General features: G+C 72.7%; 19 protein-coding genes. 14 read left to right on the top strand and 5 right to left on the bottom strand.

Features of this window, described 5'->3' with window-relative positions; genetic code table 11:
- Nucleotides 1–144: 144 nt before the first annotated feature.
- Nucleotides 145–1,179, top strand: coding sequence for a coiled-coil domain-containing protein (locus tag Asera_RS30225; RefSeq protein WP_051803067.1), 1,035 nt, complete (start codon nucleotides 145–147; stop codon nucleotides 1,177–1,179).
- Nucleotides 1,180–1,483: 304 nt separating this feature from the next.
- Here the strand turns inward: Asera_RS30225 and Asera_RS30220 are convergent, their stop codons facing one another.
- Nucleotides 1,484–2,350: an NmrA/HSCARG family protein gene (locus Asera_RS30220; RefSeq protein WP_030449737.1), complete on the bottom strand. Its 867-nt coding sequence runs from the start codon at nucleotides 2,348–2,350 to the stop codon at nucleotides 1,484–1,486.
- A gap of 100 nt (nucleotides 2,351–2,450) precedes the next feature.
- On the opposite strand from Asera_RS30220, the gene Asera_RS30215 reads away from it, so the two are divergent.
- Nucleotides 2,451–3,017 carry a TetR/AcrR family transcriptional regulator gene (locus tag Asera_RS30215; protein ID WP_030449736.1) on the top strand — a complete coding sequence of 189 codons (567 nt, stop codon included), beginning with the start codon at nucleotides 2,451–2,453 and terminating at the stop codon, nucleotides 3,015–3,017.
- An 18-nt stretch (nucleotides 3,018–3,035) separates the two neighbouring features.
- Here Asera_RS30215 and Asera_RS30210 read toward each other — a convergent pair whose 3' ends face one another.
- The 3 genes from Asera_RS30210 to Asera_RS30200 all read right to left on the bottom strand — a co-directional run bounded on the left by Asera_RS30210 (nucleotide 3,036) and on the right by Asera_RS30200 (nucleotide 5,420).
- A complete protein-coding gene (locus Asera_RS30210) occupies nucleotides 3,036–3,428 on the bottom strand; it encodes a cytidine deaminase family protein (RefSeq protein WP_244844081.1) in 393 nt (130 codons plus the stop codon).
- 57 nt (nucleotides 3,429–3,485) lie between these two features.
- On the bottom strand, nucleotides 3,486–4,361 hold the full coding sequence (locus Asera_RS30205) for a hypothetical protein (RefSeq protein ID WP_157035200.1): 876 nt from the start codon (nucleotides 4,359–4,361) through the stop codon (nucleotides 3,486–3,488).
- A 273-nt stretch (nucleotides 4,362–4,634) separates the two neighbouring features.
- Nucleotides 4,635–5,420, bottom strand: coding sequence for an enoyl-CoA hydratase-related protein (locus tag Asera_RS30200; protein WP_030449733.1), 786 nt, complete (start codon nucleotides 5,418–5,420; stop codon nucleotides 4,635–4,637).
- A 17-nt stretch (nucleotides 5,421–5,437) separates the two neighbouring features.
- Here Asera_RS30200 and hemW point away from each other — a divergent pair, with 17 nt between their 5' ends.
- Nucleotides 5,438–6,670 carry a radical SAM family heme chaperone HemW gene (gene hemW, locus Asera_RS30195; RefSeq protein WP_030449732.1) on the top strand — a complete coding sequence of 411 codons (1,233 nt, stop codon included), beginning with the start codon at nucleotides 5,438–5,440 and terminating at the stop codon, nucleotides 6,668–6,670.
- A gap of 122 nt (nucleotides 6,671–6,792) precedes the next feature.
- Here hemW and Asera_RS30190 read toward each other — a convergent pair whose 3' ends face one another.
- On the bottom strand, nucleotides 6,793–7,185 hold the full coding sequence (locus Asera_RS30190) for a DUF4870 domain-containing protein (RefSeq protein ID WP_051803066.1): 393 nt from the start codon (nucleotides 7,183–7,185) through the stop codon (nucleotides 6,793–6,795).
- Between the two features lie 161 nt (nucleotides 7,186–7,346).
- Here Asera_RS30190 and hrcA point away from each other — a divergent pair, with 161 nt between their 5' ends.
- The 11 genes from hrcA (at nucleotide 7,347) to Asera_RS30135 (ending at nucleotide 19,474) form a co-directional block, all read left to right on the top strand.
- Nucleotides 7,347–8,372 (top strand): heat-inducible transcriptional repressor HrcA, encoded by a 1,026-nt coding sequence (gene hrcA / locus Asera_RS30185; protein ID WP_030449730.1) that lies wholly within the window; start codon nucleotides 7,347–7,349, stop codon nucleotides 8,370–8,372.
- Nucleotides 8,373–8,458: 86 nt separating this feature from the next.
- Nucleotides 8,459–9,601: a molecular chaperone DnaJ gene (gene dnaJ / locus Asera_RS30180; RefSeq protein ID WP_030449729.1), complete on the top strand. Its 1,143-nt coding sequence runs from the start codon at nucleotides 8,459–8,461 to the stop codon at nucleotides 9,599–9,601.
- Between the two features lie 82 nt (nucleotides 9,602–9,683).
- Nucleotides 9,684–10,412 carry a 16S rRNA (uracil(1498)-N(3))-methyltransferase gene (locus Asera_RS30175; protein WP_030449728.1) on the top strand — a complete coding sequence of 243 codons (729 nt, stop codon included), beginning with the start codon at nucleotides 9,684–9,686 and terminating at the stop codon, nucleotides 10,410–10,412.
- Nucleotides 10,413–10,506: 94 nt separating this feature from the next.
- The gene (locus Asera_RS30170) at nucleotides 10,507–10,851 is read left to right on the top strand and encodes a histidine triad nucleotide-binding protein (protein WP_030449727.1); all 345 of its coding nucleotides are present in this window, start codon (nucleotides 10,507–10,509) and stop codon (nucleotides 10,849–10,851) included.
- 110 nt (nucleotides 10,852–10,961) lie between these two features.
- Nucleotides 10,962–12,359 carry a serine hydrolase domain-containing protein gene (locus tag Asera_RS30165; RefSeq protein ID WP_051803065.1) on the top strand — a complete coding sequence of 466 codons (1,398 nt, stop codon included), beginning with the start codon at nucleotides 10,962–10,964 and terminating at the stop codon, nucleotides 12,357–12,359.
- 214 nt (nucleotides 12,360–12,573) lie between these two features.
- Nucleotides 12,574–13,596 (top strand): PhoH family protein, encoded by a 1,023-nt coding sequence (locus Asera_RS30160; RefSeq protein WP_051803064.1) that lies wholly within the window; start codon nucleotides 12,574–12,576, stop codon nucleotides 13,594–13,596.
- A 23-nt stretch (nucleotides 13,597–13,619) separates the two neighbouring features.
- Nucleotides 13,620–14,120, top strand: coding sequence for an rRNA maturation RNase YbeY (gene ybeY, locus Asera_RS30155; protein ID WP_030449724.1), 501 nt, complete (start codon nucleotides 13,620–13,622; stop codon nucleotides 14,118–14,120).
- A 64-nt stretch (nucleotides 14,121–14,184) separates the two neighbouring features.
- The gene (locus Asera_RS30150) at nucleotides 14,185–15,468 is read left to right on the top strand and encodes a hemolysin family protein (RefSeq protein ID WP_051803063.1); all 1,284 of its coding nucleotides are present in this window, start codon (nucleotides 14,185–14,187) and stop codon (nucleotides 15,466–15,468) included.
- Complete coding sequence (locus Asera_RS30145; protein ID WP_030449722.1) at nucleotides 15,461–15,823, top strand: hypothetical protein; 363 nt, start codon at nucleotides 15,461–15,463, stop codon at nucleotides 15,821–15,823. The genes Asera_RS30150 and Asera_RS30145 overlap by 8 nt, the downstream gene beginning before the upstream one ends.
- Nucleotides 15,816–16,718 (top strand): GTPase Era, encoded by a 903-nt coding sequence (gene era / locus Asera_RS30140; RefSeq protein ID WP_030449721.1) that lies wholly within the window; start codon nucleotides 15,816–15,818, stop codon nucleotides 16,716–16,718. Before Asera_RS30145 ends, era begins: the two co-directional genes overlap by 8 nt.
- Nucleotides 16,719–16,897: 179 nt before the next feature.
- Nucleotides 16,898–19,474 (top strand): fibronectin type III domain-containing protein, encoded by a 2,577-nt coding sequence (locus Asera_RS30135; protein ID WP_084132864.1) that lies wholly within the window; start codon nucleotides 16,898–16,900, stop codon nucleotides 19,472–19,474.
- Nucleotides 19,475–19,489: the final 15 nt, after the last annotated feature.

Raw genomic sequence — 19,489 nt, 5'->3', positions numbered from 1 at the left:
GATCCACAGTGGACGGACCGGGACCCTCCACTGTGGATGTGTCGACCACTGGATCGTGTCGAACCGAATACGTTCAGTGAGTGGTTTTTGCCGCTGGCTCACCTGCCGGTAGCCTGTGGTGCCTGTTCGGACCGCGGTGGTCGGGTGGGGGTGTGGCAGGTGACGGTACGGCGCGACGGCGCGCGCGCAACGCGGGCGTGGTGGCCGGTGCTGGTGGCGGTGCTCGCGATGCTCGGTGCGGTGCTGGTGGCGCCGGGTCCGGTGGCGGCCGACCCGGACGAGGGCGGCAGCGCCTCGGTGTACAAGAAGCTCGACTCGGCGGCACGCAAGTACAACAACGCCAAGGCGAAGCTGGACGCCACCAAGAAGAAGCAGAAGCAGCTGACGAAGAAGATCGCGGCCACCAACCACACGGTCGACACGCTGTCCGACGAGGTCGGCAAGATCGCCGCGGTGCGCTATCGGCAGGGCCCGACCAGCCTACTGACGCTCGCCCTGGACCAGCAGTCCAGTACCGATCTGCTCGCCATGGCCGACACGCTGACCTATCTGGGCCGGCAGGACACCCGCAAGATCGATGCGCTGGTCGCCGCGCGGCGGGACCAGAAGGAGCAGCAGCAGGAGCTCGCCGAGACCGCGGCCAAACAGCGCAAGCAGGTCGCCGAGCTGAAGAAGAGCCGGGACGCGGCGCAGAAGGCGGTCGACAAGATCAGTTCCGGCTCGTCCAACGGGTACGGCGGCCAGTCCGCCTCGGCCGAGCCGGCGCCGCGCAACCCGGACGGCAGCTGGCCGCCCGAGTCGTGCTCGGTGGACGACCCGACCACCGACGGATGCATCACGCCGCGGTTGCTGCACGCGTACCAGGAGGCGCGCAAGGCCGGCTACACCCGCTACACGGCCTGCTACCGCTCCAACGAGGACGGCGGCGAACATCCACGCGGTCGGGCCTGCGACTTCTCGGTGACCCCGGATGGCTTCGGCGACGCGGCGACCGGTGAGGCGAAGACCTACGGCGACAACCTGGCCGCCTGGTTCATCGCGAACTCCGGCCGGCTCGCGGTGCTGTACGTCATCTGGTACCGGCAGATCTGGATGCCCGGGGTGGGCTGGCAGCACTACGACCCGACCGGCGCGCCGTCGGTCGAGCACACCAACCACGTGCACCTGTCCGTGCAGTGACCTGGGTGCGCGCGGGGACCTAACGCCCGCCGCGTACGACAGGATCGCCGACCGGTACGGGCGCGAGATCCTCGGCCCCGACGACACGCGGGTCTGCGGGTGCGGCGTTTCCGGGAGTCCGGCGGCGAGGTGCCCACCGTGCTGTCCTTCCGCGCCACCCGCGCCGGACGACCGGCACCCGCCGACCTCGACCGCGCCGCGGGCGGTCCCTGGTGCCGACCTGCGGTGGCGTGGCGGCGGGTGCCGGTGCCGGCCAGGGTCTGTTTCGGAATCCCGCGTGCGGGCGGGGGCTCCGAAACAGATCCTAGGCGGCGGCGTGTGCCGCAGCGGCGCGGAGCAGGTCGGCGCCGGTGCGGTCCAGCCAGGTGTCGAAGGTCGTCAGTCCCGGGTACCGGCGGCGAAGCGCCGGGATGTCGGCCTGCCAGCCGGCGAACGAGCTCCCGTCGGTGCGCGCCTGCTCCGGCAGCGCCAGCGGCGTGATGTCGATCGGGTGCCCGACCGCCGCCTCGATCCCAGCGGCGATCTGGGCGCCGGTCACCTCGTCGCCGGCGATCTCCAGCTCGACCCCGCGGTACTCGTCGGGTCGGGTGAACGCGAGCGCGGCGAACGCGCCGATGTCGTCGACGGCGATGATCTGCACCCTGCCGTCCGGGGTGATCATCCGGATCAGCGGCGTCTCGCCAAACGCGCCGTACGGTCCGTGGCTCGCGTGGTTCTCCATGAACATCACCGGCCGCAGCATCGTGTAGGGCAGGTCGAGGCTCCGGATGTACTGCTCGATCTGCCACTTGGTTTCCCAGTGGTCGATGCCGGTCGCGCGGTCGGCGCCGCCGACCGAGGTGTACACCAGGTGCTCGGCGCCGGCGGCGACCGCGGCGTCGGCGACGTTGCGGCCCATCCGTACCTCCAGCGGGTCGTGCCGCGGCTCGGGGACGGCGGGCTGCGCGCTGAAGACGCCGTACGCACCGGCCGCGGCGCGGTCGAGGCTGTCTCGGTCGGTCATGTCGCCGGCGACGAGTTCGGCGCCGGCGGCGGCCAGCCGGGCCGCCGCCGGGCTGTCGGTGTCCCGGACCAGGGCGCGGACCCGCCAGCCGGCGGCGAGCAGGTGCCGGGCGGTCGCGCCGCCCTGCTTGCCGGTCGCGCCGGTGACCAGGACGAGGTTGTCGGACATGGTTTCCCCCTACGATAAAGTGGAGCAGTGCTCCGAATGGAGCATCGCTCCAGATAATACGGAGCGGTGCTCCTCTTGTCCATGTGGGAGGCTGCCCGGCATGACCGACACTCAGCGCGCGGACGCCCGCCGCAACCGCGACCAGTTGCTCGCCGTCGCGCGCGAGTCCTTCGCCGAGTACGGCACCGCGACGTCGCTGCGCGAGGTCGCCCGCCGTGCCGGTGTCGGCATCGGCACCCTGTACCGGCACTTCCCGACCCGCGAGGCGCTGCTGGAGGCGCTGCTGTCCGACCGGTTCGACACCCTGCGCCAGGACGCCGCCGATCTCGCCGCCGAGGAGGATCAGCGCGCCGCGCTGCTGCGCTGGCTCAGCCGGGTCGCGGCCGGCGCCGGTACCTACCGGGGGCTGCCCGAATCGGTCCGCACCGCGCTGCGCGACCACGACTCCCGGCTGCACGACAGCTGCGACGCGATGCGGACGGCGGGCGGGGATCTGCTGCGCGCGGCCCAGCGGGCCGGGACCGTACGAACCGACGCGACCATCGAGGATCTGCTCGCCGCCGCCACCGGCATCGCCTGGGCCAGCGAGAACTCCGCCGACCCGGCCGCGCTCACGGCCCGCCTGCTCGACTACCTGATGCACGGCCTCGCGGTCGGCGAGCGCTGAGCCGTCACGCCGGCCGGTTCAGTCGGCGTCGAGCTGGTGATCGGCCCAGACGTAGGTCTCCGGCAGCAGGTCGACGATCGGGACGCCGCGCACCTGCTCGCCGTGGCCGACGACGACCGTGATCTCGGGGAAGTAGTCGAGCAGCACCTGCCGGCACCGGCCGCACGGCGGGATGACGCCGCGGCCCCGGTCACCCACCGCCACGATCGACTCCAGCTCGTACGCACCCTGCGCGGCCGCCGAGCCGATCACGACCAGCTCGGCGCACGGCCCGCCCGTGAAGTGGTACGCGTTGGCCGCGGTGACGATCCGCCCGTCCCGGGCCCGCGCCGCAGCGGCCACCGTGTGGTTGTCGCCCCGGCAACGGGTCGCGGCGACCCGCGTCGCCGCCTCGACGAGCTCGTGATCCACCACGGCAGGAGAGGTCATCGTCTCGCTTTCGGCTTCGGTGGGCACCGATGCCCGGGGTCAGTTCTTCTTCTTCGGGCCGTACACCTCGACCTGGACCGGGGGTGGCGTGTCGGACGCCGCCTGCGCGGCGCCGACCGACTTCCACTCGCCGGAGTCGACCGTCCACCGCTTCGAGCCGTACTGCACCTGCTCGATGCCGGTCTGCGACGCGTACGCCACCAGCCAGTGCGCGAACTGCCAGCCGGAGCGCTGCCCGTCGGTCGGCACGGTCAGCCCGGTAGCCCCGGAGTTGCGGGTGATCAGCGAGTTGCCCCAGTCCAGCCGCATCGCGGCGACCACCGCGTCGCGGGCGGCGGCGCCGCGCTTGGCCGGTCCGTCGTGCAGGCTGCAGGACAGCGCGCCCCCGGCCGAGCCGACCAGCGCGTTCGCCACCGTCTCGGCCTCCGGCGCCCACTTCTGGTACTCGTCGGGAGCGGCGGAGCGCTGCACCGCCTGCGCCGCCTCGGTCACCGACATGTCCTGCCAGCCGGGCACCGTGACCAGGTGGTCGTAGAAGGCACCCGCCGCGTACCGCGGGTCCTGGAGCTGCTTCGGCTCGCCCCAGCCCTGGCTCGGCCGCTGCTGGAACAGACCGACCGAGTCGCGGTCGCCACTCTCCAGGTTGGTCAGCTTGGACTCCTGCAGCGCGGTGGCGAGCGCCACCACGACCGCCCGGTCGGGCAGCCGGCGGCGCACCCCGACCGCGGAGATGGTCGCGGCGTTGGCGGTCTGGTCCGGGTTCAGCTCGAACTTCCCGTCGCTGGTGTGCACCTGGCAGGTCGACAGCAGCGGCGGATGGTACGTCTTGCCGCTGCACGCGGCGATCGCCAGACCGGTCGCGACCGCGACGGCGCCGGCGAGCACGGCTCGCCCTTGCACCACCCGACCTCGCACAGCGTCTCCTTCGAGCCGAGCGGGGTCGACCCCGCGAGCCGCGGGCGACGGTGCTCGTCGCCGCCCGTGTCCATTGTGCCGGGTGCCCTCGGTCACCGAGCCGGTACCGAAGACCGGAGGGCACTCGGGTGCTCCGATGCTAGGAGCCGGACCCTATCGTCGGCGTACCGAAAACCGCGCCGAGCAGGGCAGCCGTTGCCCCGCGTGAATCCGGACACGTGGCGCCGAACGAATGTGCCCGCGGCGTCCCGCCGCCCGCCGGCCCCGCGGCGCCTAGTCGCGGCCGGGCGGCACCCAGCGGGGCGCCCGCTTCTCCCGGTACGCGGCGACGCCCTCGCGCCCCTCGGCGGAGAGGAAGTAGCTGCCCGACAGCTCCGCCAGCGCGTCGAGTTCGGGCCGGATCGGCGGCCCGCCGTGCAGCAGCGCCTTCGCCCCGGCCAGCGCCCCCGGCGCGCCGCGCACCAGCGACGACACGTACCGCTCGACGGTGGCGTCCAGCTCGTCGGCCGGCACCGCGGCGGTGACCAGGCCCAGTGTCGCGGCCCGGCTGCCGTCGAACGTGTCGCCGGTCAGGTACAGCTCGGCCGCGGCCCGGGACGGCAGCCGGCGCAGCACCGGCGCCGAGATCACCGCCGGGATCACCCCGAGCCGTACCTCGGTGAACGCGAACGTGGCATCGCGCGCGGCGACGACCAGGTCGCAGGCCGCGATCAGCCCCAGCCCGCCGGCGCGGGCCGCCCCGCCGACCCGCGCGACCACCGGCTTCGGCGCGTCCCACAGCGCGGCGAGCAGCGCCGGCATGTCCCCGGCGGGTACCTCGCCGGCCTCGCGGGCGGCGGCGGTCTCGGCCAGGTCGGCGCCGGCGCAGAACACCCGGCCCACGTGGTCGAGCAGCAGCACCCGTACCGCGTCTTCGGCCAGGGCGCGGTCGACGGCGTCGAGCAGCTCGCGGATCAGCCGGCGAGACAACGCGTTGCGGTTGTGGTCGCTGTCCAGGGTGAGGGTGGCCACACCGTCGGCCACCGCGTACCGCACCAGCGGTCGGGTGTCATCGGTCACCGCGTCAGACTAGTGGGATGGCCGCAGCTCTCCCGGACGCAGAACCGATGCCCGACGACGGCGCGCTGCCCGACTCCGCCCTCGCCGGGCGGCGGGAGCGCCCGTTCGGCATCTACGTGCACGTGCCGTTCTGCGCCAGCCGGTGCGGCTACTGCGACTTCAACACCTACACCGCCGACCAGCTGCCCGGCGCGAGCCGGGACGACTACCCCGACCTGGTACTGGCGGAGCTCGCCCAGGCCCGCCGCGTGCTCGGCGCCGACCCGACGCCGGTGCGGACGGTGTTCTTCGGCGGCGGCACCCCGACCCTGCTGCCGCCCGACGCGCTGGCCCGCATCCTCGCCGGCATCGACGCGACGTTCGGGCTGGCGCCGGATGCCGAGGTGACGACCGAGGCCAACCCCGAGTCGGTGACGCCGGCGTCGCTCGCCGCGCTGCGCCGGGCCGGGTTCACCCGCATCTCGCTGGGCATGCAGTCGGCGGCCGAGCACGTCCTCGCCGTCCTGGACCGCCGGCACACGCCGGGCCGTGCGGTGGCCGCCGCCCGCGAGGCGGCCGCGGCCGGGTTCGACCACGTCAACATGGACCTGATCTACGGCACGCCGGGGGAGACCGCGCAGGACTGGGCCGACAGCCTCGACGCGGTGCTGGCCGCGGTCGCCGACGGCGTCGTCGACCACGTCTCGGCGTACTCGCTCATCGTCGAGGACGGCACCCGGCTCGCCGCCCGGATCGCCCGCGGCGAGCTGCCGACCCCGTCCGACGACGTGGCCGCCGACCGCTACCTCGCCGCCGAGAAGCGGCTCACCGCCGCCGGGCTGACCTGGTACGAGGTGTCGAACTGGGCGGCCGACGACGCGGCCCGCTGCCGGCACAACCTGCTGTACTGGACCGGCGGCGACTGGTGGGGCCTCGGCCCCGGCGCGCACAGCCACGTCGGCGGGGTCCGCTGGTGGAACGTCAAGCACCCCAGCCGGTACGCGCAGCGGCTGGCCGCCGGGCTCTCCCCGGGCGCGGGCCGGGAGATCCTCACCGCCGCCGAACGGCACACCGAGGACGTGCTGCTCGCCACCCGGCTGCGCACCGGCCTGGACCTGTCCGTACTGCCCGAGCCGGCGGTTGCCGCCGCGCACCGCGCGGCCGCCGACGGCCTGCTCGCCACCGCCGACCTCGCCGCCGGCCGCGCCGTACTCACCCTCGACGGCCGCCTCCTCGCCGACGCCGTGGTCCGCGACCTCCTCCCCGACTGACGCTCGCCGGCCGGACCCGTCGCCCGCGGCATCGCGCGTCAGGCCGGCGGCGCGTCACCGGTCCGGGTACGACCGGCGTCGTGCCGCCGGTCTCGCTCGCCGGGCGGGCAGACAGGCGCGGCCTACTTGACCAGCGGGTAGGAGAGGGGGTGGCGGTAGCACTCGCCGTTGTTGGCCTTGACCAGGGCGATGATGTTGAACACGAACGGCACCACCGGGATAAGCCGCAGCAGCCAGGGCAGCGGCCACAGGTGGACGAATCCGGCGCACCCGGCGAGGATCACCGCGACCAGATCGATGATCGCCCAGGTGAGGTTGAAGTTGAGGGCGGAGACGGCGTGCGCGCGCAGTTTCGGCGATGTGTCGCCCTTGCTGAGCAGCGTGACCAGGGGTGCCACCCAACCCAGCAGGCCGCCGAAGAAGATGCCGACGGCGGCGAGGGCGTGGGTCAGGACCGCCCAGTTGCGCTCTTCGGTGCTGTCGTAGCCGGGCGGGGCGGGAGACGGTCCGGTCATGCGAACACGGTACGCAACTGCCCGGTGGGGTGGTATCGCACCGGGCGGGAAGGCGACGCCAAGATCGGTAACGAGCGGGTCGGGCGGTCGGGGTCGTAGACTGGCACTCAGTGGTCAGGAGTGCCAGTGTGACGTGGCCGGGTGCGAAGGAGGTGGTCGGTGTGAGTCTCGATGAGCGCAAGTTGGAGGTTCTGCGCGCGATCGTCGAGGACTACATCGCCACCCAGGAACCGGTCGGCAGCAAGAGCCTCGTCGAGCGCCACCAGCTCCGCGTCTCCTCCGCTACGGTGCGTAACGACATGGCGGCGCTGGAGGACGAGGGCTACATCCACCAGCCGCACACCAGCGCCGGCCGGGTGCCCACCGACAAGGGATACCGGCTGTTCGTCGACCGGCTGTCGACGGTCAAGCCGCTGTCGCCGGCCGAGCGGCGGGCGATCCAGCGGCTGCTGTCCGGTGCGGTCGACCTGGACGACATCGTGCACCGCACGGTGCGGCTGCTCGCCCAGCTGACCCGGCAGGTCGCGGTCGTGCAGTACCCGAGCCTGGCCCGCAGCACGGTGCGGCACCTGGAGCTGGTGATGCTCACCCCGACCCGGTTGATGCTCGTGATGATCACCAACACCGGCCGGGTCGAGCAGCGGCTGGTCGACATGCCCGTCCCGCTCGACGAGGAAGACGTGCTCGACCTCCGCTCCAAGATCAACGACAAGCTGGCCGGCTGCCTGCTCTCCGACAGCCCGGTGCTGATCGAGACGCTGGTGGACGAGACGCCGCAGCCGATGCGGTCGGCGATGGCCACCCTGTCCAACGTGCTGCTGGACACGCTGATCGAGCGCCGGGAGGAGCGCATCTCGCTCGCCGGCACCGCCAACCTCGCCCGCGGCACCGCGCTGGACTTCCCCGGCTCGTTCGGCGGCGTGCTGGAGGCGCTGGAGGAGGAGGTCGTGCTGCTCAAGCTGATCGGCGAGGTGGAATCGCCGACCACGCTGCGCATCCGCATCGGCGACGAGAACGAGTTCGAGGGGCTGCGCACGACCTCGGTGGTCAGCACCGGCTACGGCCCGGGCGCCGTCGTCGTCGGCGGCCTCGGCGTGCTCGGCCCGACCAGGATGGACTACCCCGGCACGATCGCGGCCGTGCGCGCCGTGGCACGCTACGTCGGCGAACTGCTGGCGCAGAATTAGTCGGCGAACCGCTGGCGCGAAACCGGGCCGCCGGAACCCCACCGGGCCGGCCTACCGTTACGACACGAAGGACACAGGACACCGCAGTGGCCAAGGACTACTACGCGATCCTCGGCGTGGGCCGCGAGGCCACGCCGGACGAGATCAAGCGGGCGTACCGGAAGCTTGCGCGCCAGTACCACCCGGACATCAACTCCGAGCCGGACGCGCAGGACCGGTTCAAGGAGATCAACGCCGCCTACGAGGTGCTGTCCGACCCGCAGAAGCGGCAGATGGTCGACATGGGCGCCGACCCCCTCGCCCCCGGCGGTGGGGGGCCCGGCCCTGGCGGTCCGGGCGGACCGTTCGTCGGCTTCCAGGACATCATGGACGCGTTCTTCGGCGGTGCCGCCGGCGGTGCGAGCCGCGGCCCCCGGCCGCGTACCCGGCCCGGCTCCGACGCGCTGATCCGGCTCGACCTGGATCTGGAGGAGACCGCGTTCGGCATCGAGGCGCCGCTGACCGTGGACACCGCCGCGGTCTGCGAGACCTGTCACGGTGAGGGCACCGCACCCGGCACCCACCCGGCCACCTGCGACATGTGCGGCGGCTCCGGTGAGGTGCAGAGCGTGCAGCGCACCTTCCTCGGCCAGGTGATGACCACCCGTCCGTGCGGCAACTGCCAGGGCTTCGGCACCGTCATTCCGAACCCGTGCCCCACCTGCGGCGGCGACGGCCGGGTGCAGACCCGCCGCACCGTCACGGTCAAGATCCCGGCCGGGATCGAGGACGGGATGCGCATCCGGCTCGCCGGCCAGGGCGAGGTCGGCCCCGGCGGCGGCCCGCCCGGTGACCTGTACGTGGAGATCCACGAGCGCGCCCACGACGTGTTCAGCCGCAAGGGCGAGGACCTGCACTGCCGCGTCGTGCTGCCGATGACCGCGGCGGCGCTGGGCACCCAGATGACGCTCAAGTCGCTGGACGGCGAGGAGAACGTCGAGGTCAAGCCCGGCACTCAGCCCGGCGCCACCATCAAGATCAAGAACAAGGGCGTACCCCGGCTGCGCGGCGGCGGCCGCGGCGACCTGTTCGTCCACCTGGACGTCAAGACGCCGACCCGGCTCGACGCCGAGCAGGAGAAGCTGCTCAAGGAGCTGTCCAAGCTGCGCGGCGAGGAGACCATCGAGCCGGCCCGGCCCGGCGGCGGTTTCTTCTCCCGGATGCGCGACGCGTTCAACGGGCACGCCTGACCGCCGTGCCGAACCCGATCCCCACGCGGGTCGGCGCGGCCGCGTCGAGTTCGATCCGCGCGGTGCGCCGCCGGCGGCTGCGGTGACCGACGCACTGTTCCTCGTGCCGGCGGTGCCCGAATCCGGCCGGTACCGGCTGGACGGTGCCGAGGGCCACCACGCCGCCGACGTGGTACGGCTGCGGGCCGGCGAGACGCTGCTGCTCGGGGACGGCGCCGGCACGGTCGCCGACTGCGTCGTGACCGCCGTCGCCAGGGGTGTCCTCGATGTCGAGGTCACCCGCTACCGGCGGCTACCGGCCCGCGAACCGCGGCTGGTCGTGGCGCAGGCGCTCGCCAAGGGCGACCGGGGCGAGCTCGCCGTCCAGACGATGACCGAGGTCGGCGTGGACGAGATCGTGCCCTGGCAGGCGGCCCGGTCGGTGGTGCGCTGGCAGGGTGACCGCGGTGCGCGCTCGCTGGCCCGCTGGCGGATCACCGCCCGGGAGGCGGCCAAGCAGTCCCGCCGCGCGTTCCTGCCCACCGTCGCCGACCCCGTCGGTACCGCGGCGCTCGCCGCGCGCCTCGCCGGGGCCTCGGCGTACGTGCTGCACGAGGACGCGGACACGCCGCTCGCCACCGCTCCGGTGCCGTCGACCGGCACCGTACTGCTGGTGGTCGGGCCGGAGGGCGGCGTCGCCCCGGAGGAACTCACCGCCTTCGAAACCGCCGGTGCCACCCCGGTCCGCCTCGGCCCCGAGGTGCTGCGTACCTCCACCGCCGGCGTCGCCGCCCTGGCCGTTCTCTCCGCCGCCACCGGCCGCTGGCACTGACCCCTGGGCCCGGCGACGTGGCGCCCGGTGCCCTGGCACCGGACCCGCTGACCTGGTGCGGGACCCGGCGCCGGCCGCGGCCTAGGATGCAGGCGTGACCGACTGCCTGTTCTGCAAGATCGTGGCGGGGGAGATCCCGGCGAAGGTCGTGGACGATGCCGGGCGCACGCTGGCGTTCGCCGACATCGAGCCGCAGGCGCCGACGCACGTCCTGGTGATCACCCGAGACCACCATCCGGACGCCGCCGCGGCCGCCGCGGCCGACCCCACGCTGGTGGGTGAGATCGTCGCGACCGCGCACCGGGTGGCGCAGGCGGCCGGCGTGGCCGAGTCCGGCTACCGGCTGGTGTTCAACACCGGGCCGGACGCCAACCAGACCGTGCCGCACGTGCACTGCCACGTCCTCGGCGGCCGCACCATGACCTGGCCGCCCGGCTAGCGGGCACCGGCCGCCGCAGGACGACCGGGCCGCGCGGTCGGCCCCGAGCACCACGGGTACGGGCGGTGCTGCCGGTCGTGCCGGACCCCTTGTCGAGATGGAGCAACAGCGTGAGCGCAACCGATCAGCGGGCGACGCCGGCCGAGGTGGCCCGGTACTACGAGCGGACGGTGCGGCGCGCCCAGCGCACCGCGCGGGTGCCCGCGGTACAGGTCGCGCTGCACCGCGCCGACCGTCCACTGTGGACTTTCGAGGTGGGCGAGGCGGGCGGCGGCGCCACGCTCGACGCGGACACCCAGTTCCGGATCGGCTCGATCACCAAGACCTTCACCGCGGTACTGGTACTGCAGTGCCGCGACGACGGCCTGCTCGACCTCGACGACCCGGTATCGGCACACCTGTCCGTCCCGGCACACGGCGACCTGACCATCCGCCGGCTGCTCAGCCACACCGCCGGCCTGCAACGCGAGCCGTACGGCGACATCTGGGACACCCTCGCCGTCCCCAGCCTGGCCGAGACGCTCGCCGGGCTGGAACAGGCCGAACGGATCCTGCCGCCCGGCCGCCGGTTCCACTACTCCAACCTGGCGTTCGCGCTGCTCGGCCACCTCGCCGCGGCCAAGCGCGGCGGCAGCTGGGCCGAGGTGCTCGCCGACCGCATCCTGACCCCGCTCGACCTGCCGCTGACCCTGCAGCCCGGCCCCAACGCCGCCACCGGCTACCTGGTCGACGCCTGGTCCGACCACGCCCGCCCGGAACCGCGCACCGACCTCGGCGGTGTCGCGCCCGCCGCGCAACTGTGGGGTACCGCGGCGCAGCTGGCCCGGTGGGGCGCGTTCCTCGCCGACCCGACCGCGATCGACCCGGACGGCAAGGTGCTCAGCGCCGACACCCTGGTCGAGATGCGGCACCCGACCGTGCTGCGCGACGAGCAGGTCTGGACCGCCGGCTGGGGCCTCGGCCTGATCGTCCGGCCCGGCCGCGACCGCGGTACCGATGTCGGCCACGGCGGCGCCATGCCCGGCTTCCTCGCCGAGACGTACGGCCGGGTGTCCGGCACCGACGACGACGTGCCCGGCGCGTTCGCCGCCGCCGTACTGCTGTCCGCCGGCAACGGCGACCGCGCGCTCGGGCTGTCCACCACGCTGCTGGACGCCGCGGTCGAGCGCGACCCGGCCGACATCCAGCCGTGGCGCATCGGTACCCCGGTGCCGGACGAGTGGGCCGGCCTGCTCGGCCACTGGTGGGGCGAGGGCTTCGAGTACGTGTTCCGCTGGCGCGACGGGCACCTGGAGGCCAGCGGCGCGGACGACGCGCCCGGCGTACCGCCGGCGGTGTTCGGGATCGAGGGGCCCGACCTGCTGCGCTCGGTGTCGGGCCGTGAGATCGGCGAGCCGCTGCGGCTGACCCGGGACGAGCAGGGCCGGATCGTGCGGCTGCACTGGGCGACGTACCGGTTCACCCGCGAGCAGCAGACCTTCGACGGCGTCTGGGCCAGCCGCCCCTGACCGGCACCGGGAACCGGCCTCGCCCGGGCGGGGGCTTGACGATCGCTCGTCGTGCGGGAGAAACCGGCCAGGTTGGCCGGACCTTTCCGGCAATCAGGGAGACATGCGGGCAAAGCCCGCCGGAAACGCGACGCGGTCCGGGCGCCCCGGCGGATACCATGGTGACCAGTAGCCACCCGAGACGTCTGGAGGCATGGCCCGCAGCGGCCAACCCATGACCAGTAGCGCAGCCGACCTGCGGCACGCCCGGGTAACGACCAAGATCACGGTCCCCGACCCGCACACCATGGTGAGCCTGCTCGGTGCCCGTGACGAGCTGCTCAAGCTGGTGGAGCGCTCGCTCAAGAGCGACGTGCACGTCCGGGGCAACGAGATCACCCTCACCGGCGAGCCGGCCGACAACGCCCTCGCCGAGCGGCTCTTCGCCGAGCTGCTGGAGCTCATCGAGAAAGGCGAAACGCTGACCGAAGACGCGGTCCGGCGCACCGTCGGCATGCTCGAACAGGGCACCGAGGAGCGGCCGGCGGAGGTGCTGACCCTCAACATCCTGTCCCGGCGCGGTCGGACGATCCGGCCCAAGACGCTGGGCCAGAAGCGCTACGTGGACGCCATCGACAACCACACGATCGTGTTCGGCATCGGCCCCGCCGGTACCGGCAAGACCTACCTGGCGATGGCGAAGGCGGTGCAGGCGCTGCAGGCCAAGCAGGTCAACCGGATCATCCTGACCCGACCGGCGGTCGAGGCCGGCGAGCGGCTCGGCTTCCTGCCCGGCACCCTGTACGACAAGATCGACCCGTACCTGCGCCCGCTGTACGACGCGCTGCACGACATGGTCGACCCCGACTCGATCCCGCGCCTGACCACCAACGGCACCATCGAGGTGGCGCCGCTGGCGTATATGCGGGGTAGGACCCTTAATGATGCTTTTATCGTGCTCGACGAGGCGCAGAACACGACTCCCGAGCAGATGAAGATGTTCCTCACCCGGCTCGGGTTCGGGTCGAAGGTCGTGGTGACCGGTGACGTGACCCAGGTCGACCTGCCCGGTGGCACTCGCAGCGGGCTGCGGGTGGTGCGCGACATCCTGGGCGACCTCGACGACGTGCACTTCTCGACGCTGGGTTCGGCGGACGTGGTGCGGCACAAGCTGGTCAGCCAGATCGTCGACGCGTACGACAAGTGGGACGCCGAGCACGGCGAGGACGACGACCGCCCGGCCCGGCGCCGGCGCTGACCGAGACCAGTAGAAGAGGACCCGTGTCCATCGAGATCAGTAACGAGTCCGGGGTCGAGGTCGACACCGACGCGGTGCTCGACGTCGCCCGCTACACCCTGGACCAGATGCAGGTCAACCCGCTCGCCGAGCTGTCGGTGCTGCTGGTCGACGTGCCGTACATGACGGAGCTGAACCACCGGTGGATGGGCGGCGACGGCCCGACCGACGTGCTGGCGTTCCCGATGGACGAGGTCGGTGCCGGTCCGGATCGCGGCCCGAGCGCGCCGGGTGCGGAAGTGAGCGAGCCGGCGATGCTCGGCGACATCGTGTTGTGCCCGGAGGTGGCGGCCAAGCAGGCGGCCGCGGCCGGGCACAGCGCCGCGGACGAGATGCACCTGCTGACGGTGCACGGCGTGCTGCACATCCTGGGCTACGACCACGCCGAGCCGGAGGAGGAGCGGGAGATGTTCGCGTTGCAGAACAAGCTGCTCAGCCGCTGGCAGGCCGCCCGGGACGGGCGAGAGGTGCCGGAGCAGTCCTGATGGTGGCGGGACACGGCGGCGCGCGGCGGCCTCGCGGGCGCGGGGTGCCGGTCGGGTGAGTCCGATGGTCCTGTTGGTGGCCGCGGCGCTGGTGGTGCTGGCCGGCCTGATCGCAATGACCGAGGCGGCGCTGTCCTCGGCGTCGAAGGCGCGGGCCGGTGAGCTGGTCCGGGAAGGCGGCCGGGGCGCCCGTACCCTGGTCTCGATCCTGGGCGACCTGCCCCGGCACCTGAACCTGCTGCTGTTGCTGCGGCTGGTGTGCGAGCTCGCGGCGACCACGGTGGTGGCGTTCGTGACCGTGGATGCCTGGGGGACGGGCTGGCTTGCGGCGCTGGTGACCGCGGGGTCGATGACGGTGGTCAGTTTCGTGCTGGTCGGGGTGGGCCCGCGCACGCTGGGCCGGCAGAACCCGTACCGGGTGGGGCTGGTGGCGGCGCCGATCGTGCGGTGGCTGGGCCGGGCGCTGGGGCCGCTCGCGACGCTGCTGATCCTGGTCGGTAACGCGATGACGCCGGGCAAGGGGTTCCGGGAGGGGCCGTTCACCACCCAGGTGGAGCTGCGCGAGCTGGTGGATCTGGCCGAGCAGCGCGGGGTGGTGGAGCACGACGAGCGCGAGCTGCTGCACTCGGTGTTCACCTTCGGTGACCGGATCGCGCGCGAGGTGATGGTGCCGCGTACCGAGATGGTGTGGATCGAGGCGGGCAAGACGGCGCGGCAGGCGCTGGCGCTGGCGCTGCGGTCGGGGTTCTCCCGGATACCGGTGATCGGCGAGAGTGTCGACGACGTGCTCGGGGTGGCGTACCTGAAGGATCTGGTGCGGCGCACGCAGGGGCAGTCGGGGCAGGTGCCGGTGGCCGAGGTGATGCGCCCGGCGGAGTTCATCCCGGAGTCCAAGCCGGTGGACGATCTGCTCAGCCAGATGCAGGTGCAGCGGATCCACATGGCGATCGTGGTCGACGAGTACGGCGGGACGGCCGGGCTGGTGACCATCGAGGACATCCTGGAGGAGATCGTCGGCGAGATCACCGACGAGTACGACGTGGAGCGGCCGCCGGTGGAGCACCTGCCGGACGGGTCGGTGCGGGTCAGCGCGCGGCTGCCGGTGGAGGATCTGGGTGAGCTGTTCGGGCTGGATCTGGTCGGCGACGACGTGGAGACCGTGTCCGGGCTGCTCGCGCAGGAGTTGGGCCGGGTGCCGCTCGCGGGTGCGTCCGCGACGGTGGCCGGGTTGCGGTTGACCGCGGAGGGGACGAAGGGACGCCGCAACCACATCGATACCGTGCTGGTGCGCCGGGTGCAGCCGCCGGCGACCGATGACAACCGTGAGGAACAGACAGCAGATGCCTGAGACGTTGCGGCCGGCGGCGGCCGAGCTGGATGCCGAGGACGCGAAGCTGGTCACGTTGAGCCGGGCGGCGCGTGGCCGGGTGGGTTCGGCCGAGGGCGCGGCGGTGCGCGACACCGACGGCCGGACGTACGCGGCGGCCAGCGTGACGTTGCCGTCGCTGGCGCTGTCGGCGTTGCAGGCGGCGGTGGCGCAGGCGGTGTCGGCGGGTGCGGCGGGGCTGGAGGCGGCGGCGGTGGTCACCGCGGCGGATGCGGTGGACGAGCCGGGCCTGGCCGCGGTGCGGGATCTGGCGGACGCGGCGCCGGTGCTGCTCGCGGGCGTCGACGGCACGGTGCTCGGCGCCTACCGTGGCTGAGCCGGAGTTCCGGGCCGGGTTCGGCTGCCTGGTGGGCCGGCCGAATGCGGGCAAGTCGACGCTGACCAACGCCCTGGTGGGGGAGAAGGTCGCGATCACCAGCGAGAAACCGCAGACGACCCGGCGGGCGATCCGCGGCATCGTGAACCGCCCGGGCGCCCAGCTGGTACTGGTGGACACGCCGGGGCTGCACCGGCCGCGGACGCTGCTGGGCGAGCGGTTGAACGACCTGGTGGCCGAGACCTGGTCGGACGTGGACGTGATCGGCCTGTGCGTGCCGGCGAACGAACCGATCGGCCCGGGTGACCGGTTCATCGTGCGGGCCCTGCAGGGGGTGCGTGGGACGAAGCTCGCGATCGTCACGAAGACCGACCTGGCCGATCGCCAGACGGTGGCGCAGCAGTTGCTGGCGGTCTCGGCGCTGGCCGACTTCGCCGAGGTGGTACCGGTCTCGGCAGTGTCGGGTGAGCAGGTGGAGCTGGTGGCGGAGCTGATGATCGGCCAGCTGCCGCCCTCGCCGATGCTCTACCCGGACGACGTGGCGACCGACGAGCCGACCCGGGTCCGCATCGCCGAGTTCGTCCGGGAGGCGGCGCTGGAAGGGGTGCGGGACGAGTTGCCGCACTCGATCGCGGTGCTGGTCGAGGAGATGACCGAGGAGACCACCCGCGGCGGCGAGCCGCTGACCCGCATCTACGCCGACCTGTACATCGAGCGGCCGAGTCAGAAGGCGATCGTGATCGGCCGCGGTGGGGAGCGGTTGCGGCGGGTCGGTGCCGCGGCGCGGACCCAGATCGAGCAGTTGCTGGGTACGAAGGTGTTCCTGGACCTGCACATCCGGGTGGCGAAGGAGTGGCAGCGCGACCCGAAGCAGCTGCGCAAGCTCGGATTCTGACGACTGTCGGTAGTCTGCAGTAGCACGTTTGGTGACCATTGCTTGCGGTCTGGGGCGGTGGTGCGGTTACTCGTATCATCGAGCGCGTATGTCGCCAGACCCGCCCGCCCCCGGACGGTATCGGTGATCGTCGATCGGTCGGTCCGGGGCGCCCCGTCGAGGCAACGAGGAGCGTACGCATGCGACGTCGCGGAGCAACCCAGCCGCCGGCGGGCCGCCTGCCGTCCAGGCGAAGTGGCGGGTTCATCTCGGTCGGTCTGGTGCTGGCGATGTCGGTGGGCCTGGTCGGCACCGTGCTCGGGGTCGGCGCGACCAGCCGCTCGCTGGACGTGGCGGACGGCAATGTGTGGCTGTGGAGCAGCAAGCCCGGCCAGGTCAGCCGGGTCAACGCGAACTCCGGTCGGGTCGACCAGAACCAGCCGCTGACCGACTCCCGCGGCCACCGCGTCGAGATCACCCAGAACGACAAGTACCTGCTGCTGCACGACCTGGACTCCGGCAAGGTGACCTCGGTCGACCTGACCCGGATGGGCTTCACCGGGTCGCTGCAGGTCACCAAGGGCTCCGGGGTGCGGGTCGCGCTGTCCGGTGACCGGGCGGCGCTGATCGACCAGCGCACCGGCGAGATCCGCGGCTTCGACCCGGCGACGTTGCGCACCACCGCGGCGACGCTGCACCTGCCGGCGCCGCTGGCCGGCGGCGACTTCGACGCCTCCGGCAAGCTGTGGGTGGGGGTGCCGTCCCAGGGCACGGTGGCGTCGGTGTCGCTGTCGGCCAAGAAGGCGGCGGTGGCGCGGACCGAGTCGGCCACCCCGCCCGGCCACCCGATGGCGGTGTCGGTGCTCGACCACGGGGTGCTCGCGGCGGACACGTCCGGCCGGGACATCGCGGTGGTGACCGACAAGGTGACCACGCTGACCGCGCCGCAGCCGCTGACCGGCGCGACGGTGCCGGCCCGCACGGTCGGGAACCTGGCCGTGGTGACGCTGCCGAAGTCGGGGCAGGTGCTGCCGGTCGGGCTGAGCAAGCCGACCCGGCCGACCGCGTTCGACCTGCCGGACGGGGTCACCCCCGACCCGGCGACCCCGTTCTCCGGCCGCATCTACGTGCCGGACGCCAAGCACCACCAGGTGCTGGTGTTCGACAAGTCCGGCAAGAACCTGGGCACGCTCGGCCTCGCCGGCGCGCAGGGGCCGCTGGAGCTGCAGGTACGGGAGGGGCATCTGACCATCAACGCGCCGGACGCCTCGGTGGCGCGGGTCGTCGACCCGGACGGCGTGACCCGGGTGGTCGACAAGTACCGCACCGACGTGCCCGGCGGCGACGGTGACCTGTCGGTGATCGCCGCGCCGGCGCCCGGCGACCACGGCAAGCACGGCGGCAACGGCGGGCACGGCCGCGGCGGTGACGGTGCGCACGGCCCGGGGCAGCAGCACACCGGGCCGCCGAGCCCGCCGATCCCGGTGACCGCGCTGGCCGGCGACCACCAGGTGTCGCTGTCGTGGCCGCAGCCGGCGGTCAACGGCGCCCCGATCCAGCAGTACGAGGTGAGCTGGGACGGCGGCCACCGCACGTTCGGTGCCAGCACCCGGACGGCCTCGATCACCGGGCTGCACAACGGCCAGTCCTACTCGTTCGCGGTGACCGCGACGAACAAGTTCGGCACCTCGCCGGAGGCGCTGTCAGACCGGGTGACTCCGGGCGGCAAGACACCGGACGTGCCGCAGAACGTCAAGGCGACGGTGACCGACAAGGGTCAGGTCACGGTCAGCTGGGACAAGGCCGACCAGGCCCGCGACTACGTCGTGCAGCCCTCGGGTGGCGCCGGCAGCCAGATCGTGAACACCACCTCGGCCGCGTTCGACTCGTTGACCGGCGGGCAGTCGTACACGTTCACGGTCACCTCGCGCGGCGCCAACGGCCGCGCCAGCGACCCGAGCAAGCCCAGCAACGCGGTCACCCCGTTCACGGCGCCGGGCGCTCCGCAGGTCTCGGTCAGCGGTACCGACCAGAGCAGCGTGACGGTCAGCTGGCCGCCCGCCGCGGACAACGGCAGCAAGATCACGCAGTACTACGTCCAGCTCGACGGCGGCACGGCCGAGAAGGTATCGGCAACGTCACACAAGTTCGGCAACCTGCAGCCCGCGACGAAGCACACCGTCACGGTGTGGGCGGAGAACGCCGCCGGAACCAGCGAGAAGACGAGCGTGACGGCGACCACCGGCAAACCGGCGCCACCCACCGTGTCGGTCTCGGTGACCGGCAAAACCACCACCTCGATCACGGTGCGGGTGGTCGCGAGCCAGTCCGCGACCAAGTGCACCGTCGCGCTCAACGGCGGCAGCAGCCAGTCATGCGCGACTGGCACCAGTTCGCACACGTTCTCTGGGCTGCACCCGTCGTCGAGTTACAACTTCACCGCGACGGTCACCGACGCCTATCAGCAGTCCGCCACCGGCCCGGCCTCGGGCACCACCACGGTGGTCAGTACCAAGAACGCGTGCCAGAACGCGCAGCCGGACTGCACCGTCGGCATCTACCCGGCTCCGAACCAGAACGGGACGAGTGTGGGCAGGTGGAAGCAGGGTTCATCGGTCAACGTCGAGTGCAAGGCGACCGGCCAGAGCATCTACGCCTACAACCAGAACGGTGATCGCCGGAGCGATGTCTGGCTCAAGATTCCGGGTAGCGGCTACGTGCCGTGGGCCTATTCGGACATGAGTACCGGCACCCGCGACTCGTTGCCGACCTGTTGATCGACAAGACCGGGA

The organism is Actinocatenispora sera, from assembly GCF_018324685.1.
Taxonomy (GTDB): Bacteria; Actinomycetota; Actinomycetes; order Mycobacteriales; family Micromonosporaceae; genus Actinocatenispora; species Actinocatenispora sera.
The sequence above is the reverse complement of the archived record's forward strand: the minus strand, read 5'-3'. Positions and strand labels throughout refer to the sequence as shown.

Bases quoted from the DNA above. Each gene is read 5' to 3' on its own strand.
- Asera_RS30220 (WP_030449737.1), bottom strand. From the start codon at position 2,350: ATGTCCGACAACCTCGTCCTGGTCACCGGCGCGACCGGCAAGCAGGGC.
- Asera_RS30215 (WP_030449736.1), top strand. From the start codon at position 2,451: ATGACCGACACTCAGCGCGCGGACGCCCGCCGCAACCGCGACCAGTTG.
- hemW (WP_030449732.1), top strand. From the start codon at position 5,438: ATGGCCGCAGCTCTCCCGGACGCAGAACCGATGCCCGACGACGGCGCG.
- Asera_RS30190 (WP_051803066.1), bottom strand. From the start codon at position 7,185: ATGACCGGACCGTCTCCCGCCCCGCCCGGCTACGACAGCACCGAAGAG.
- Asera_RS30160 (WP_051803064.1), top strand. From the start codon at position 12,574: ATGACCAGTAGCGCAGCCGACCTGCGGCACGCCCGGGTAACGACCAAG.
- Asera_RS30150 (WP_051803063.1), top strand. From the start codon at position 14,185: ATGGTCCTGTTGGTGGCCGCGGCGCTGGTGGTGCTGGCCGGCCTGATC.
- Asera_RS30145 (WP_030449722.1), top strand. From the start codon at position 15,461: ATGCCTGAGACGTTGCGGCCGGCGGCGGCCGAGCTGGATGCCGAGGAC.
- Asera_RS30135 (WP_084132864.1), top strand. From the start codon at position 16,898: ATGCGACGTCGCGGAGCAACCCAGCCGCCGGCGGGCCGCCTGCCGTCC.